Here is a 16064-nt window from a genome sequence, read left to right as displayed (position 1 = left end):
GATGTCCTGCGCATTCGGACAGCGTGTCGTGAGTGGACGATCACCTGTTGTTCCTGTCGTTCAGCCGGGACGGCTGGTGGGAAGTGTCACCCGCCCTTGGCGGATCCGGGCGGACGTCGTACGGTAGGCCGCAAGTGACCCACGGGAGCCCGGTGCACCGGGCTGAGAGGGGGGCTGCAGCCCCCGACCGTTGAACCTGATCCGGGTAATGCCGGCGCAGGGAGGAGTGTTGCCGTGTCGTCCCTGGGACGTCTGCATCTCATCACCGACACCCGGCCGGGGCGGGACCCGCTCGCCGTGCTGCGCGCCGCTCTGCCGGTCGCCCGCGCCGAACTGGTCGTCCAGGTCCGGGTGACGGACGACGCCACCGACCGGGAGGCGTACGATCTGGCCCGCCGGGTGGTCGCGCTGTGCCGGCCGTACGGCGCGACCTGTCTGGTCAACGACCGGCTGCACGTGGCGCTCGCGGTGGGCGCGGCCGGCGGTCACGTCGGCGCGGACGACCTGCCCGTGGCAGCCGCCCGCCAGGTGCTCGGCTCGGCCGCCGTGCTCGGCGCCACCGCGCGGGAACCGGGGACCGCCGCGGCGGCCGTCGCCGCCGGGGCCAGCTACCTGGGCCTGGGCCCCTGCCACGCCACCACCACTAAGGCCGGGCTGCCCGACCCGATCGGCCCCGCCGGCGTACGCGCGGTCGCCGAGGCAGTGGACGTGCCGGTGATCGCCATCGGCGGGGTGACCGCCGCGAGCGCGCCGACGCTGCGCGCCGCCGGGGCGTACGGGGTGGCGGTGGTCGGGGCGCTGTCGGGGGCGGCCGATCCCGCTCGGGCGACGGCCGAGCTGCTCGGGGCGCTGGCGTGTTGAGCAGGGGATCCTCCGCTACCGGCGGCGTCAACCGGGGACCCTCGCTTGTGGACGTCGCCGTCGTGGGGGCGGGACCGGTCGGGCTGTCGATCGCGTGGCGGTGCGCGCAGCGCGGGCTGCGGGTGGTCGTCCACGATCCGGCACCGGGCTCCGGGGCCTCGCACGTGGCGGCCGGGATGCTGTCGCCGGTGGCCGAGGCGTACTTCGGGGAGCACGAGCTGACCGCGCTGCTCGCCGACTCCGCCGCCCGCTGGCCGGCCTTCGCCGCCGAGCTCGCCGAGGCCGCCGGCGCCGACGTCGGGTACCGCACCGACGGTACGCTGGTGGTCGGGCTGACCGCCGACGACCTGGCCGAGGCGCGCCGGCTCTGGGCGTACCAGCAGGGGCTGGGCCTGCCGATCACGCAACTGCGCCCCTCGGCGCTGCGGGACCGGGAGCCGGCGCTGGCCCCCCGGGTGCGCGGCGGCGCGGTCGCGCCCGGCGACCATCAGGTCGACCCGCGCCGGCTGGTGCCCGCGCTGTGGGCGGCAGCCGAACGGGCCGGCGCCGCGCTGCACCCCGCCCCGGTCGCCCGACTCTCCGACGTGGACGCCCGGGTCACCGTGGTCGCCGCCGGCTGCGGCGCGGCTGCGCTCACCGGGCTGCCGGTGCGGCCGGTGAAGGGGCAGGTGCTCCGGCTCCGCGCGCCCGGCCGCGGCGCGCCGGGCTTCCGGCACGTGATCCGGGGGTACGCCGACGGCGAGTCGATCTATCTGGTGCCCCGGGACAGCGGCGAGGTGGTGGTCGGGGCGACCGTCGAGGAGCGCGCCGACACCGAGGTGACCGCCGGCGCGGTGCTCCGGATGCTCCGCGCCGCCGTCGACCTGGTCCCCGAGCTGGCCGAGTACGACCTGGTCGAGGCGTCCGCCGGGCTGCGCCCCGGTACGCCGGACAACGCGCCGATCATCGGGTCGCTGCCCGGCCGGCCGGGCGTGCTCGTGGCCACCGGCCACCACCGGCACGGCATCGTGCTCACCCCGGTCACCGCCGACCTGGTCACCGAGCTGATCGTCACCGGCGAGCCGGATCCGCCGCTCGCCCCGTTCACCCCGGACCGCTTCGTACCCGAGGAGGAGCGCAGGTGGAACTGATCGTCAACGGTGCCGGGCGGACGGTGCCCGGCGAAGCGACCGTGGCCGACGTGGTCCGGGAGGTCACCGACCAGCGGCGCGGCCTGGCGGTCGCGGTCAACGGCGAGGTCGTGCCGCGCGGCGGATGGTCCGCGACCACCCTGCGCGACGGCGACCGGGTCGAGGTGCTCAGCGCCGCGCAGGGCGGGTGAGCGGCATGGCCCTCGAGATCGGCGGGACGGCGTTCGGCTCCCGGCTCATCCTCGGCACCGGCGGCGCCGCCAACCTGCACGTGCTGGAACAGGCGATCCGCGCCTCCGGCACCGAGCTGGTCACCGTGGCGCTGCGCCGGGTGGACACCGCCCCGGGCACCGCGGGCGGCGTGCTCGACCTGCTCGACCGGTGCGGCGTACGGGTGCTGCCGAACACGGCCGGCTGCCACACCGCGTCGGAGGCGGTGAAGGTGGCTCACCTGGCGCGGGAGGCGTTCGACACCGACTGGGTGAAGCTGGAGGTGATCGGCGACGAGCGGACGCTGCTGCCCGACGGGGTGGAGCTGCTGCGCGCCGCCGAGGAGCTGGTGGCGGACGGGTTCACCGTGCTGCCGTACACCTCGGACGATCCGGTCCTGGCCCGGCGGCTGGCCGACGTGGGCTGCGCGGCGGTGATGCCGGCCGGTGCGCCGATCGGCTCCGGCCTGGGGGTGGGCAACCCGCACCACATCCGGCTGATCCGGCAGAGCGTGGACGTGCCGGTGATCCTCGACGCCGGCATCGGCACCGCCTCGGACGCCGCGCTCGCCATGGAGCTGGGCTGCGACGCGGTGCTGCTGGCCAGCGCGGTGACCCGGGCCGCCGACCCGGTGGCGATGGCCACCGCCATGCGGTACGCGGTCCAGGCCGGGCGGCTCGCATACGGGGCGGGACGGATCGCCCGCCGCTTCCACGCCCTCGCGTCCACCTCGGACGAGGGACGGCCGGACCTGTGACCGCGCGGGTTGCCGCTGGTCACCAGTTTCTTGATAGGAGAGGGCCCCTGGAGGGGCCGGATTCTTCCAAGATCTCGTCGAGCGCCGCGCCGTCCGGTCTCGTGGTGCTGACGGACCGGCGGGTGGCGCGGGGGCCGCTGCCCGAGGTGATCGCAGCGGCCGTGAGCGGGGGAGTGTGGTGGGTGGTGCTGCGGGAGAAGGACCTGCCACGCGCCGAGCGTGCCGCCCTCGCCGCCGAGCTGCGGGCGATCCTCGCCGACGTCGGAGGCACCCTGATCGTGGCTGGGCCGGACCCGCTCGGCGGCGACGCTGTGCACCTGCCCGCCGCCGGCCCGTACCCACCGCCGCCCGTCGGCCTGGTCGGCCGCTCCTGCCACGACGAGCAGGAGCTGCGCCGACTCACCACAGAGGACTACGTGACGCTGTCCCCGGTCTTCCCCACAAAGACCAAACCCGGCTACGGCCCACCCCTGAAAACGCGCGGGTTCGCCACGTTGGCGCAGCTCAGTCCGGTGCCGACGCTGGCATTGGGTGGCATCGAGACGCCGGAGCAGGTCGAGGCGTGCGTCGAGGCAGGAGCCGCAGGGGTGGCCGTGCTCGGCGCGATCATGCGCGCCGAGAACCCCACCGAGGCAGCCACCACGCTGACCGAGAGCTTCCACCAGGCGGTCACCCGGCTGACCGGGAACCTTCGCGAGGCGGTCACCCCCGTGCCGCAAAGCCGGCACACCCCGACGGAGGCCCCCACGAGAGGGCTGCGGCCGACCGTGCCCACGGAGGGATCAAGCCTGACCGCCCGGAGTGGGCACGGTCGGCCGCAGCCCCCAACAGCGAGGAATCGCAGCCCGCAGCAGCCTCCGAGAGCAACCAGGGGGAGACAGTGACGCCGAGGACCCTACTCACCATCGCCGGATCCGACGCCGGCGCCGGCGCCGGCATCCAGGCCGACCTCAAGGTCTTCGCCGCCCTCGGCGCGTACGGCACCAGCGTCATCACCGCGATCACCGCGCAGAACACCAGGGGCGTCGACGCGGTCCTGCCGCTGCCCCCGCAGACCGTCCGGGACCAGCTCGACAGCGTGCTCGGCGACTTCGACGTCCGCGCGGTCAAGACCGGCATGCTCGGCACCCCGGCGGTCGCCGACGCGATCGCCGAGGCGGCGGAGGCGGGCCGGCTGCCCCGGCTCGTCGTCGACCCGGTGCTGGTCGCCACCAGTGGACACCGGCTCGGCGTGGTGGAGGCGGTGCAGCGGCTGCTGCCGTACGCCGAGGTGGCGACGCCGAACTGCGCGGAGGCCGCGGCCCTCACCGGACGCCCGGTGACCACGGTCGAGGAGATGGTCGCGGCGGCCGAGGCCCTCGCGGCGACCGGGCCGGCGCACGTGGTGGTGACCGGCGGCGACGTGGACGCGGCGGGTGGGTCGGTGGACGTGCTGGCCGGCGGCGGGGCGACCACGCTGCTTCGCGGGTGCCGGGTGGTCACCCGGCACCACCACGGCACCGGCTGTTCGTTCTCGGCGGCGATCGCCGTCCGGCTGGCGGCGGGGGATCCGGTGCCGGTCGCGGTCACCGCCGCCAAGGAGTACGTCGCCCGCGCGCTGGCCGGCGCGCGGGACTGGGAACTGGGTGCGGGATCCGGCCCGCTGGACCACTTCGGTTGGTCCGTCTGAGCCGACAGGAGGCTGCCATGCAGGCACGACGCAAGATCTACGTGGCGGGGGCACGCCCGAACATCCGGGTGCCGTTCGCCGAGGTGGCGCTGACCGGGGACAACCCGCCGGTACGGCTCTACGACACCTCCGGGCCGGGATCGGACCCGGCGGTGGGGCTGCCGCCACTGCGCGGACCGTGGATCGCCGAACGCGGGGACGTCGCCCCGGTGCGCGGCGCGGGCACCCCGCTGGCCGGCGTCGACGGGAAGCGACCGACCCAGCTCGCGTACGCGCGGGCCGGGCTGGTCACGCCGGAGATGGAGTTCGTGGCGATCCGGGAGGGCGTGCCGCCGGAGTTCGTCCGGGACGAGATCGCCGCCGGGCGGGCGGTGCTGCCGCTCAACGTCAACCACCCGGAGTGCGAGCCGGCGATCATCGGCAAGGCCTTCCTGGTGAAGGTGAACGCCAACATCGGCACCTCCGCGGTGACCTCGTCGATCGCCGAGGAGGTGGAGAAGCTGACCTGGGCCACCCGCTGGGGCGCGGACACCGTGATGGACCTGTCCACTGGGAAGCGGATCCACGAGACCCGCGAGGCGATCGTGCGCAACGCGCCGGTGCCGATCGGGACCGTGCCGATCTACCAGGCGCTGGAGAAGGTCGGCGGCGACCCGGTGCAGCTGAGCTGGGAGGTGTTCCGCGAGACGGTGATCGAGCAGGCCGAGCAGGGCGTCGACTACATGACGGTGCACGCCGGGGTGCTGCTGCCGTACGTGCCGTTGGCCGTGGACCGGGTGACCGGCATCGTCTCCCGGGGTGGTTCGATCATGGCCGCGTGGTGCCTGGCGCACCACGAGGAGAACTTCCTCTACACCAACTTCCGCGAGCTGTGCGAGATCCTCGCCCGCTACGACGTGACGTTCTCCCTCGGCGACGGGCTGCGCCCCGGCTCCATCGCGGACGCCAACGACGAGGCGCAGTTCGCCGAGCTGCGGACCCTCGGCGAGCTGACGAAGATCGCCTGGGAGTACGACGTCCAGGTGATGATCGAGGGCCCGGGGCACGTGCCGATGCACAAGATCAAGGAGAACGTGGATCTCCAGCAGGAGTGGTGCCACGAGGCGCCGTTCTACACCCTCGGCCCGCTGACCACCGACATCGCGCCCGCGTACGACCACATCACCTCGGCCATCGGCGCCGCGATGATCGGCATGTTCGGCACTGCGATGCTCTGCTACGTCACACCGAAGGAGCACCTCGGGCTACCGGACCGGGACGACGTGAAGGCGGGCGTGATCGCGTACAAGATCGCGGCGCACGCGGCGGACCTGGCCAAGGGGCACCCCGGGGCGCAGGCCTGGGACGACGCGCTGTCGAAGGCCCGGTTCGAGTTCCGCTGGGAGGACCAGTTCAACCTCGCGCTCGACCCGGAGACCGCGCGGTCGTACCACGACGCGACGCTCCCCGCCCAGCCGGCGAAGACGGCGCACTTCTGCTCGATGTGCGGGCCGAAGTTCTGCTCCATGAAGATCACTCAGGAGCTGGCGGACTACGCGGCGCGGGGCATGCGGGACAAGTCCGCCGAGTTTCAGTCGTCCGGTTCCCGGGTCTATCTGCCGCTGGCCTGAACATCCCCGGACCGGGCCGGCCACCTGGTCGGCCCGGCCCGGGGGTCAGTCGCGGTGGTGGCGGCCGCCGCGCAGCGATGCGATGTCCTGCCCGTCGGAGTCAGAGGCGAGTCCGGCGACCCAGTCGACGTACTCCTCGTCCTGCGCCGCCAGCGACTCAGGCTCGCGGGCGGTGTCAGCCGGTCCGCTCTTGGCCCGGTTGCGCCGGAACAGGCCCCGGAGCTTCGACTTCGCGTCCCCTGGGTCCTCGGCCAGCTCCGCCGCGGACCGGCCTGCGGCCTCGGCGTGCCGGCCGCCGGCCTGCGGGGCGTTCGGGAGGACGGGGTTCGCCCGCCGGGCGTTGGCGAAGGCGTCCCACCGGGCGTCCCGACCCAGGTCCGGCAGGGCCCGGTGACGGGGACGCGGCATCGGCTCGACCCGGGCCGGCTCGGCCGCCGCCCGGTCCGGAGTATCCGTCGTGCCGCTGGTCGCTTCGCTGTCCGGGCCAGGTCCGGTGGTGTCCCGTGGGGCGAGCGGTTGGCTCGGCACGGACGCGACCGGTTGGCTCGGCGCGGGCGCGGCTGCGGCCGGCGGGCTGGGCGGGGGTGTCGCCGGCCCGGTCGGCCGATCGCCGCCCAGCTGGTCCGTCACGTCCCCGAAGATCGGGAAGCGCGGACGCGGCGAGGCCGGCGGGTTGACCGAGCTGGGCAGGTCGGCGGGCTCGTCGTCGGAGAAGTAGTAGCTGGGAGTCCGCCGTCCACCGTCGCCGGTCGTGGGGTTCGCCGTGGCGTCGGCCGGCCCAGCGCCGAACGGCGAGGTCCGGCCGCTGGTCCTGCCGTCGAAATCGCCGGCCGTCCGGGGGGCCGGCGGAGTCGCCGGGGGCCCCGAGCGTTCCGGTACGTCGACCGTGGGCGCGGCGGCGTCGGCCGGGGTCGCCTCCACCGGCGCCGCCGGGACCTGAGGCGCCTCGGTCGGAGCAGCCGGGGGCCGGGACGCCTCGATCGGGGTCGCCGGGGCCGGGGCTGCCTCGGCCGGGATCGCTACGATCCGGGTGGTCCGGGTCGGGGCCGCTTGGTCCGACGTCGCCTGGTCCGACGTCGCCTGGTCAGGGGCGACCTGGTCACCGGCCGGCCGGGCCAGGGTCGCGTGGGCTGGCGTTCCCTGGGACGGCGGCAGCCTGTCCGCGCTCGGTTGAGCGGTCGGCTGCGTCGCCTGACCCCGGGTCGCCTGGCCCCGGGTCGCCTGGCCCCGGGTCGCCTGGGCCGGGCTTGTCTGGGCCGGGCTTGTCTGGGGCGGCGTCGTTTTGGTCGGGGCCGCCGGGACCGGCGTCGCTTCGGTCGGGGTCGCCCCGGTGGGGGTCGCCGCGACCGGGTTCGCCGTGTCGGTCGGCTCGGCCGGAGCCGTCGCGGTGGCCTGACTGGTGCGAGTCTTGCGTCCGCGCCTGGAGCGGCTGCCCGGGCGGGTGCTGGTCGAGCCCGGCTCGCCCGCACCGGCCGCCGCCTCCGCCGCAGGGTTCGTCGGCGCGCTCGCCGATGCGGCTGCGTCGGTCCGGTCGCGCCGAACCTGGGCCGGCGCGGTCGCGTCCACCGCCGGTCGCCTGGTGCTCGTCCCGGCTCCGTCCAGCCGGGCGTTGTCCGCCTCGGCCGGGATCGGCTCTGGCGCGGGCGGCGGTTGCCGGCGAGACCGGCGGCCGGCGGCCGGCCGCGCGACGGGGCCCGGCGTCGCCGAGTCGGATCGGCCCGCCCGCGCCGGGGTCTCGCCGTTCGGCTGGGCCGGCGGAGCGGTGGCCGGCGTCGTGGGCTGCTTCCCGAGCGCCGTGCCGTCGTGGGGCTCTGCCGTGACCGGCGCCTCGGCACGCGGTGCCGCGTCCGCGACCGCCGACGCCGCGACGTCCGGTGCTGGCGACGGCACCAGCTCCGGAAGCATCTCCGAAGCCGAAGCCGAAGCCGAAGCCGGAGCCGAAGCAGGAGCAGGGGCTGAAGCCGGAGCCGGAACTGAAGCCGGAGCGGCGGTGGTCGCTACCTGCGGCTCGGCGGGTGGTTGCGGGGCCGGGTGGCCGGCGGCGAGCACGTCGATGGCGGAGGTGCGCCGCGTCGGGGGCAGCAGCCCCGGGGCCCGGAGGTTCCGCATCACGTCCTCGGCGTCGCGCGCGACGACGGGCTCCTCGCCGCCGGCGTCGCCGACCGGGCGGCCATCCTGCTCCGATCCGCCGGGGTCGGCCTCGGCCGCGGAGGCCGGCTGGTCGGCGGAACCGCCGCCGGGGGGCTCGGCCGCCGAGGCCGGCTCGTCGGCGGAGCTGCGCTCGTCGGCGGAACTGCGCTCGCCGACGGAGCTGCGTTCGTCGACGGAGCCACGCTTGGTGGCGGCGGTGTGCTCGATGGAGTCGGTGTGATCGGCGGAGGCGGTGTCCGTGCCGGAACCGCTGCGGTCGGCGGAGGTGGTGGGCAGGGCGGACGGTGTGCGGTCAGCGAGAGCGGCGTGCTCACGGGTTGCGTGGTCGCCGCCGCCGGTGAGCTCGATGGCGGGACGGTCCGCGGAGCGGCTGCGGTCGGAGACCGTCCGGGGCGGAAGGGCCGCCCGGGGGGCCGGCGTGAGGCCGGCGGGCACCGGCCAGTCCCAGTGGGCGGGCCTGGCGGCACCGGCACCCCGAGGGCTCGCCTCGGGCCCAACGTCGGGACGGTCCGGTTCGCTAGAGCTGCCCTCTTCAGCCGCCAGGGGACCGGCGGCCGTCAGGGAACCAGTGGCCGTCAGGGAACCAGTGGCCGTCAGGGAACCGGCGGCCGGGTCGGCGGCGGGGTCCGGGTCGCCGGGGGTGGCGGGCGACGACGGCAGGGGCTGGAGGATGTCGGTGGGCTCGATCGCGGCGGTCTCGGTCTCGGCGACCGTCCGGCGCAGCACCGTGGTGGCGGTCGAGCCGAGCGCGCCGGCGGCGACCGCGACCAGCGCCCCGTAGTAGGGGGCGAGCTGGTAGCGGTCGGTCGCGTCGCCGGGGCCGGCGGTCAGGTACGCGAAGGCCAGCAGGACCGGTCCGGCCGCCCCGGCCGCCCCGCCGATGAGCGGCGAGTGCCCGCGCTGGCGGGCCACCGCCCCGACCGCCGCGCCGGCCAGCAGGGCCACCGTGGGCATGATCAGCGCGGCCAGGCGTTGCGCCGGCGCGGGGTCCAGCCAGGACGGTTCGAGGACCCCGAGGCGTACGCTCAGCAGCGGCCCGGCCGAGGCGACCGACGGTGCGGCGGAGACCAGCGCGAGCAGCCAGACGATCACCGCGCTCAGCGCGATGTTCCAGCCCAGCGGCGGCTTGAGCAGGACGGCGATCGCGGCGCCGGCCCCGACCACCGCGCCGAGGATCGCGCAGACGCCGACCGCCCACACCGGCTCGACGGTGCCGCCGAGTTCGGCCGCGCGGGCCGGCTGCATGCACAGCGGTGCGACGACGGTCGCGCCCAGCGCGGCGGCGCCAGCGACGGCGAGCTGTTCGCTGGTGCCGCCGGGCAGCCCGTCCCGTCGGGCGAACCGTTGGGTGAGGACGGCACCGGTCACCGCGGCGATCGCCGCGAACCAGGCGACCCAGGCAAGCTGGGCGGGCCACCGGTTGACCGAGCCGTCGATGAACGCGCCGTTGAGGCGCACGACGCCGAACCCGTACGCGACGCCAAGCTGGCCGGCCCCGGCCAGCAGGCTCACCACGAGCGCCGTGAGCAGCAGCCTGCCCCACGTCCGAAAGGCCATGTCCGGCACGTTACGGCCAGGTGGGGTCGATCGCCACTTACCACTCTGTGGCGGCGAGCCGGTGTCGGCGTGGTTACTTCAGCTCGACCAGCCGGGCCAGGTAGGTGGTGTCGCCGACGTTGGTCAGCATGTGCACGGCGCCGGGGTCGCGGTAGACCACCCCGCCGGTCGGTTCGTCGGCGTCGATCGTGGTGCCGTCGATCGTCTGCACCACGTTCTTCGCGCCCTGGATCGCGACCACCAGGTACGGGTGGTCGTGCCGGTGCAGCGGCTGCCGCTCACCCGGCTCCAGGCGGATGTGCCAGACGCGCACCTTGTCGTTCTCGAAGACGATCTCCTGGCCCACCGGGCCGAGTTCGAGGTCGGCGGAGAGGTCGGTCAAAGGGTTCCGTCCAGTTGGGGGAGCACCTCGGCGGCGATGAGCTCCAGGTGGTCGAGGTCGTCGAAGTCGATCAGGCGCAGGTGCACCCGGGTGGCGCCGACGGCGGCGAACTCGCCGAGCCGGTCGACGAGCTGGGCGGGGGAGCCGATCACCGGGTCCTCCGGGGGGAGGGCGCTCTTCACGTGCAGCGGCGCGGCCCGGCGCTGCGCCTCGGCGTCGGTACGGCCGATGGCCACCACCACCCCGGCGGAGAGCACCAGCGGCGGCCGCCCCGACTCGGCGCGCCCGGTCCGGTCGCACGCCTCGCGTACCCGGTCGTACGCGGCGGCCGTCTCGGCGACGGTCTTGAACGGCAGGTTGAACTCGTCGGCGTACCGGGCGGCCAGCTCGGGGGTGCGCTTGGGGCCCCGCCCACCGACGATCACCGGCGGGCCGGGCCGCTGCACCGGCTTGGGCAGCGCGGGCGCGTCGATGAGCTGGTAGTGGTCGCCGGCGAAGCTGAAGGTCTCGCCCGCCGGGGTGCGCCACAGCCCGGTGATGATCTCCAGCTGCTCGGCCAGCCGGTCGAACCGCTCGGTGACGGCGGGGAACGGAATGCCGTAGGCGGTGTGCTCCCGCTCGTACCAGCCGGCGCCGATGCCCAGCTCGACCCGGCCACCGCTCATCTGGTCGACCTGGGCGACCATCACGGCCAGCGGCCCGGGCAGCCGGAAGGTCGCCGAGGTGACCAGCGTGCCGAGCCGGATCCGGGAGGTCTCCCGGGCCAGCGCGGCCAGCGTCAGCCAGGCGTCCGTGGGGCCGGGCAGCCCCGGGTCGTCGCCCATGGACCGGTAGTGGTCGGCCCGGAGGAAGCCCTCGAAGCCGGTCTCCTCCACCCGCCGGGCGAACCGGAGCTGGTCGTCGTAGTTGGCCCCGCGGTGTGGCTCGGTGAACACCGACACGCGCATGGTCACTGCCGTGCCGTCCCGACCGGCTCCGGCTGCGCGGGCACGTCGGGCGCGTCCCGCTCCATCAGCAGCTCGTGCAGGTCGGCGCTGATCCGGGCCACGTCGGCCAGGTGCGCGTGCCGGCCGAGGGTACGCGGCCGGGGCACGTCCACCTCGACCACCTTGCGGATCCGGCCGGGGCGCGGGCTGAGCACGACCACCCGGTCGGCGAGCAGCACCGCCTCGTCGATCGAGTGGGTGACGAAGACGATGGTGGCCTTCGTCTCCATGTGCACCCGCTGGAGTTCGCCGGAGAGCTCCTCCCGGGTGAGCGCGTCGAGCGCCGAGAAGGGCTCGTCCATGAGCATCACGCGCGGTTCGCCGATCAGCGACCGGCACAGCGAGACCCGCTGCTGCATGCCGCCGGAGAGCTCGTGGGGCAGGCGCTTCTCGAAGCCGCCGAGCCCGGCCATCTCCAGCAGCTCGCGGGCCCGGTCACGGTGCTTGGCCCGGCTCCAGCCGAACATCTCCACCGGCAGCAGGACGTTGTCCAACACCGAGCGCCAGGGCAGCAGCGCGGGCCGCTGGAAGAGCATGGCGATATCCCGGCGGGGTTTCGTGATCGGCGTACCGGCCACGGTGAGCTCGCCCGCGGTGACCGGGAGCAGGCCGGCGATCATGCGGAGCAGCGTCGACTTGCCGCAACCGGAGCGGCCGAGGATGGCGACGAACTCGCCCTCGGCGACGTCGAGGTCGATGCCGCGCAGCGCCTCGACCCGCCCCGAGCGGCCGTCGAAGGTGCGGGACACCCCGGACAGTCGGATCATCTCCCGCCGGCTCCCTTCCACGTCGCGAACACGAGCCGGGCTAGCGTAGCGGGATCGGCGTGACATAGCACCGTCCGGGGTGGACGTCAGTCCGCTTTCCGTCAGGCAACTTCTTTTCCGTTCCGCAACCCGGACGCCCGCCGCTGCTCAACCACCTTCTCGTACGCTGTTGCCCGCGAATAGTCCCCTCCCGACGGACCGGTCGGTTGTCCCCTCCTGCCGGCACCGTCGAACCACGACCCGCCCAGGCGGATATGACCTGGTCGGAAAGGACATGGTGCATAGATGAGAAGGCTGACCCGTACGGTCGCCGCCGCCGCGCTGGCCACCGCCCTCGCCCTCGTCGCCGGTTGCAGCGGCGACTCGGACAAGTCCGAGGGCAGCAAGAACGCGGCTGGCGGCGCCCTGGAGAAGGTGACCTACCTCACCTCGTTCGGCAACTTCGGCCGTGACTCGTACGCCTGGGTGGCGAAGGAGAAGGGCTTCTTCAAGGAGGCCGGCTTCGACGTCGAGATCAAGCCGGGCCAGGGCAGTGGCGATGTCATCAAGGTCATCACCGGCGGCCAGGCCGACTTCGGCCCGATCGACCTGACCGGCGGCATCCTCCAGATGGGCAACGGCCAGGCCAAGGACTTCGTCGCGGTGGCGGCGATCCAGCAGCGCACCATGGCCGCCATCGTCTCGGTCGACGGCAAGAACATCGCCACGCCGAAGGACCTCGAGGGCAAGCGGGTCGCCGACACCGACGGCTCCGTCGTGCGCCTGCTCTTCCCGACGTACGCCCAGCTGGCCGGCATCGACGCCAGCAAGGTCGAGTTTGTTTCCGGTCAAGCGGCCGCGCTGATCGGCGATCTCGCCTCCGGCAAGGTGGACGCCATCGGCCAGTTCGTGGTCGGCCAGCCGACCGTCGCGGCGGTGACCAAGAAGACGCCGGTCGTGCTGCCCTACAGCAACGTTATGCAGGACCTCTACGGCAACGCGCTGATCACCTCCAGCAAGATCGCCAAGGAGAAGCCGGAGATGGTCAAGCGCTTCGTCGCGGCGCTGCTCAAGGGCCTCGAGTACAGCCTGGCGAACCCGAAGGAGGCGGCGGACATCCTGAAGAAGAACGTGCCGGCGACCAACCCGGCCGCGGCCGCCGCCGAGCTGGAGCTGATGGCCGCGTACGTCCGGTCCAGCAACTCCGGCACCGCGATCGGCACGCTGGACAGCGGCCGGGTGGCCAAGTCCATCGCGCTGCTCCAGGGCGCGGGCGCGCTCAAGCAGAACCTGACCCCCGACCAGATCATCGACTTCAACCTCGCGCCGAAGGCCTGACCGGCCGGCTCGGACTACGGGGGTGCGGCCCGCCGGGGTTTCGGCGGGGCGCACCCCCTTCGCGTGCCGGTCGTCTGGCCGGCCGAGAGAGGAGCACACCTTGACGCAGTTGACCGAGAGCAACCCCGGGACACCGGCGCCGCAGCCGCCGGCGCAGGCCCCGCCCGTCCCGCGCCGGGCGGGCGTACGTCCGGCTGCGGTGCTGCTGCCGGTACTCGGGCTGGTGATCACGGTGGCGGCCTGGTGGTTGGTCACCTCGGGCCTGCACCTGGTCCACCCGGTGCTGCTGCCCCCGCCACAATCGGTGTGGCGTGGACTGACCGGGTCGGCCCACGTGCTGCTGCCGGCGCTGGGGCTCACCACCTGGACAACCCTGCTCGGCTTCCTGCTCTCGTCGGCCGCCGGCGTGCTGATCGGGATGGCCCTGGCCGCCTCCCGCCGGGTGGAGCGGATGTTCGCACCGCTGCTGGTGGCGGTCAACGCGGTGCCGAAGATCGCCTTCGGGCCGCTGCTCGTGGTCGCCGTGGGCTGGGGGCAGAAACCCATCCTGACCATGGTGTTCCTGCTCTGCTTCTTCCCGATCGTGCTGTCCACCGCGACCGGCCTGACCACCACCCCGACCGATATGGCCGACCTGGCCCGCTCGCTGAACGCATCGTGGTGGCAGGCGTTCCGCAAGGTGCGCTTCCCGGCCGCGCTGCCGCAGATCTTCGTCGGGTTGAAGGTCGCAATGCCGCTCGCCGCGATCGGCGCCGTGATCGGGGAGTTCTACTCGGACCAGGCCGGGCTGGGCCAGCAGATCCTGCAGTACAACGGCGTCGGCGAGACCGCGACGGCGTGGGCGGCGATCGTGCTGGTGGCGCTGATGAGCATCCTGCTCTACTCCGCCCTGACCCTCCTCGAACGCCTGGCCCTCCCCTGGGTCAAGGCCACCACCTCAGCGAGGTAACCCGAAACGGCGAGGTAATCCCGTCGACAATGGACCCGGCGTCGACCGTGGACCCCGAGATCGACCAAGCGGGGTGGACGGCGCGGAACCATCGACGGTGTGGCCCGACCGCAACCGGCGCAGGGATCAAGCCTGACCGCCCGGAGCCGGTTGTGGTCGGGCCACACCCGGAGCGCAACCAGAGGCTAGCCGGCAAGCCGCCAGCGACCCCCACGCGCCACCAGCGTCGTCAACGCCTGCGGCATCAGCCCGGAGTGGTTGTCGGGGGTCATCCGGATCGGGCCGGAGAGGCCGTCGAGCTGCGAGGTCTCCAGGACGTCGCGCAGGGCGTCCCGGTTCACCTTCCCGGGATCGCCGCCGGAGCGCAGCTCGGCGTCCGCGATGAGCTGCACGGCGTCGGCGGCGAACGAGGAGAAGCCGTGGTAGCCGCCGAAGTGGGCGGTGTAGTCCTGGAACCACTGCCGCCGGGCCGCCTTGGCCGGAGTGGTGGCGATGACGTCGTCGATCACCATGGTCTGGGTGAAGATCAGCGTCGCCTGCTCCGTCGCGGCCGAGGTGCCGAGGAACAGGTCGCCCGCCGCCGCCGCGTCGAGGAAGAGCGGCCCGCCGAAGCGGTTCTCTCGGGCGGCGCTGGCCGCGAGCGAGGCCTGCTCGGGCGGGGTCCAGATGATCAGCGCCTGCGGCCTCTTCGCCACCAGCTGCGACACCTGGCCGCTGACGTCGGTGTCGGTGGGGCGTACCGCCTCGGCGCGGAGCAGCCGGATGCCGGCCTTGCCGAACTCGCCCTTCAGCGCGGCCAGCCCCTCCTGGCCGTACTCGTCGGCGCCGTGCAGCACGCCCACCTTGCGGATGCCCTTCCGGGCCAGCTCGGTGGTGAGCGCGGCGGCGCTGTCGGCGGCGTTCGGGGCCAGCTTGAAGACGTACTTGCGTTCGGCAACCGGCTGGGTGACGGCACCGGCGGACGCCAGCGCGATGGTCGGAATGCGCTTGTCACCGATGGTCCGGGCGGCGCCGACCGCACATTCGTTGCAACCGCCCATGATGACGGCGGTGACCCGTGAGTCATTGGCGAAATCGTTGATGTTGCGCAACGATTCGGCGGCGTCCGAGCGGTTGTCCTTCACTTTGAGCTCGATCTTTCGACCGCCGAGCGCGCCGGAGGAGTTCAACTGCTCCACCTTCAGTTCCAGCGCCCGTTGGTAGACCTTGCCGAGCGGCGCGGAGGCGCCGGAAAGCTCGAGGTCCGCCGCGACCACGATGGGGCTGGTGTCCTGCTGCTCCCCGCCGAACTGGCAGCCGGTGAGCGTGGTGGCCAGCACGGCCGATGCGAGCGCCGCGATGCTCGCGGAGCGGATGGGGCTCAACTCAGTCCTCCAGGTGCGGCGGTGGGCGCACGCCCGATCACCGCCGCTTGTCCGTCCTCAGTGGAAAAACGGGATTGGTCTGCCGTACGGTGTGCGCGAAGCCTGCAAAACCTTGCCAATGCCGAGCCCCGTGGTCAAGCGCGGCTGCCGGGAGTTGTTTGGGACGGCCGTCTCACATGCTGGGGACACGGGCCGATAACCGGCAATTACTGCGCAGATACGAATGACCACCTTGGAGTTACATGCCCTGTTCAGGGGCCTGAGGAAATGAAGGTAATAGTTGACCGGATCAGGGGTTGGGTCACCTCCGGCCGTTTCCTGCCTCACTGCCGCTTCCCAACGCGGATCTCTTCT

The 16064-nt window shown here is 73.7% G+C and carries 14 protein-coding genes and 1 riboswitch; of the genes, 9 read left to right on the top strand and 5 right to left on the bottom strand.

Annotation, left to right across the window (positions count from 1 at the left end; translation table 11 throughout):
- Positions 1-131: 131 nt before the first annotated feature.
- Positions 132-240: riboswitch (TPP riboswitch) on the top strand.
- From thiE to thiC, 7 genes are all read left to right on the top strand, one after another.
- Positions 235-861 carry a thiamine phosphate synthase gene (gene thiE / locus ACY34I_RS08130; protein WP_462753960.1) on the top strand — a complete coding sequence of 209 codons (627 nt, stop codon included), beginning with the start codon at positions 235-237 and terminating at the stop codon, positions 859-861. (Overlaps the previous riboswitch by 6 nt.)
- Positions 855-1991: a glycine oxidase ThiO gene (gene thiO / locus ACY34I_RS08125; RefSeq protein WP_462753958.1), complete on the top strand. Its 1137-nt coding sequence runs from the start codon at positions 855-857 to the stop codon at positions 1989-1991. The genes thiE and thiO overlap by 7 nt, the downstream gene beginning before the upstream one ends.
- On the top strand, positions 1982-2182 hold the full coding sequence (thiS, locus tag ACY34I_RS08120; protein WP_462753956.1) for a sulfur carrier protein ThiS: 201 nt from the start codon (positions 1982-1984) through the stop codon (positions 2180-2182). The genes thiO and thiS overlap by 10 nt, the downstream gene beginning before the upstream one ends.
- The gene (locus ACY34I_RS08115) at positions 2179-2958 is read left to right on the top strand and encodes a thiazole synthase (protein ID WP_462753954.1); all 780 of its coding nucleotides are present in this window, start codon (positions 2179-2181) and stop codon (positions 2956-2958) included. The genes thiS and ACY34I_RS08115 overlap by 4 nt, the downstream gene beginning before the upstream one ends.
- 104 nt (positions 2959-3062) lie before the next feature.
- Positions 3063-3842 carry a thiamine phosphate synthase gene (locus tag ACY34I_RS08110; RefSeq protein WP_462753952.1) on the top strand — a complete coding sequence of 260 codons (780 nt, stop codon included), beginning with the start codon at positions 3063-3065 and terminating at the stop codon, positions 3840-3842.
- Positions 3839-4627, top strand: a complete 789-nt coding sequence (gene thiD, locus ACY34I_RS08105) for a bifunctional hydroxymethylpyrimidine kinase/phosphomethylpyrimidine kinase (RefSeq protein ID WP_462753950.1) — start codon at positions 3839-3841, stop codon at positions 4625-4627. The genes ACY34I_RS08110 and thiD overlap by 4 nt, the downstream gene beginning before the upstream one ends.
- Positions 4628-4644: 17 nt before the next feature.
- Positions 4645-6237, top strand: coding sequence for a phosphomethylpyrimidine synthase ThiC (gene thiC, locus ACY34I_RS08100; RefSeq protein ID WP_462753948.1), 1593 nt, complete (start codon positions 4645-4647; stop codon positions 6235-6237).
- 45 nt (positions 6238-6282) lie between these two features.
- Here the strand turns inward: thiC and ACY34I_RS08095 are convergent, their stop codons facing one another.
- The 4 genes from ACY34I_RS08095 to ACY34I_RS08080 all read right to left on the bottom strand — a co-directional run bounded on the left by ACY34I_RS08095 (position 6283) and on the right by ACY34I_RS08080 (position 12080).
- The gene (locus ACY34I_RS08095; protein WP_462753946.1) at positions 6283-9945 is read right to left on the bottom strand and encodes a hypothetical protein; all 3663 of its coding nucleotides are present in this window, start codon (positions 9943-9945) and stop codon (positions 6283-6285) included.
- A 73-nt stretch (positions 9946-10018) separates the two neighbouring features.
- Complete coding sequence (locus ACY34I_RS08090; RefSeq protein WP_148793507.1) at positions 10019-10327, bottom strand: cupin domain-containing protein; 309 nt, start codon at positions 10325-10327, stop codon at positions 10019-10021.
- Positions 10324-11274, bottom strand: a complete 951-nt coding sequence (locus tag ACY34I_RS08085) for an LLM class F420-dependent oxidoreductase (protein WP_462753944.1) — start codon at positions 11272-11274, stop codon at positions 10324-10326. Before ACY34I_RS08085 ends, ACY34I_RS08090 begins: the two co-directional genes overlap by 4 nt.
- A gap of 2 nt (positions 11275-11276) precedes the next feature.
- Positions 11277-12080, bottom strand: coding sequence for an ABC transporter ATP-binding protein (locus ACY34I_RS08080; RefSeq protein ID WP_462753942.1), 804 nt, complete (start codon positions 12078-12080; stop codon positions 11277-11279).
- Between the two features lie 285 nt (positions 12081-12365).
- Between ACY34I_RS08080 and ACY34I_RS08075 the strand changes: the two genes are divergently transcribed.
- Both ACY34I_RS08075 and ACY34I_RS08070 read left to right on the top strand, forming a co-directional pair.
- Positions 12366-13397 carry an ABC transporter substrate-binding protein gene (locus tag ACY34I_RS08075; RefSeq protein ID WP_462753940.1) on the top strand — a complete coding sequence of 344 codons (1032 nt, stop codon included), beginning with the start codon at positions 12366-12368 and terminating at the stop codon, positions 13395-13397.
- Between the two features lie 100 nt (positions 13398-13497).
- Positions 13498-14346: an ABC transporter permease gene (locus ACY34I_RS08070; protein WP_462753938.1), complete on the top strand. Its 849-nt coding sequence runs from the start codon at positions 13498-13500 to the stop codon at positions 14344-14346.
- A 185-nt stretch (positions 14347-14531) separates the two neighbouring features.
- On the opposite strand, the gene ACY34I_RS08065 is transcribed toward ACY34I_RS08070, so the two are convergent.
- Positions 14532-15710 carry an ABC transporter substrate-binding protein gene (locus tag ACY34I_RS08065; RefSeq protein ID WP_462753936.1) on the bottom strand — a complete coding sequence of 393 codons (1179 nt, stop codon included), beginning with the start codon at positions 15708-15710 and terminating at the stop codon, positions 14532-14534.
- Positions 15711-16064 lie beyond the last annotated feature (354 nt).

It is taken from the genome of Micromonospora sp. RTBAU3-60 (assembly GCF_054963695.1).
Note: the sequence above shows the minus strand (reverse complement) of the source record. Positions and strands in the feature narration are given on the sequence as shown.

Bases quoted from the DNA above. Each gene is read 5' to 3' on its own strand.
- thiC (WP_462753948.1), top strand. From the start codon at position 4,645: ATGCAGGCACGACGCAAGATCTACGTGGCGGGGGCACGCCCGAACATC.
- ACY34I_RS08095 (WP_462753946.1), bottom strand. From the start codon at position 9,945: ATGGCCTTTCGGACGTGGGGCAGGCTGCTGCTCACGGCGCTCGTGGTG.
- ACY34I_RS08085 (WP_462753944.1), bottom strand. From the start codon at position 11,274: ATGCGCGTGTCGGTGTTCACCGAGCCACACCGCGGGGCCAACTACGAC.
- ACY34I_RS08080 (WP_462753942.1), bottom strand. From the start codon at position 12,080: ATGATCCGACTGTCCGGGGTGTCCCGCACCTTCGACGGCCGCTCGGGG.
- ACY34I_RS08075 (WP_462753940.1), top strand. From the start codon at position 12,366: ATGAGAAGGCTGACCCGTACGGTCGCCGCCGCCGCGCTGGCCACCGCC.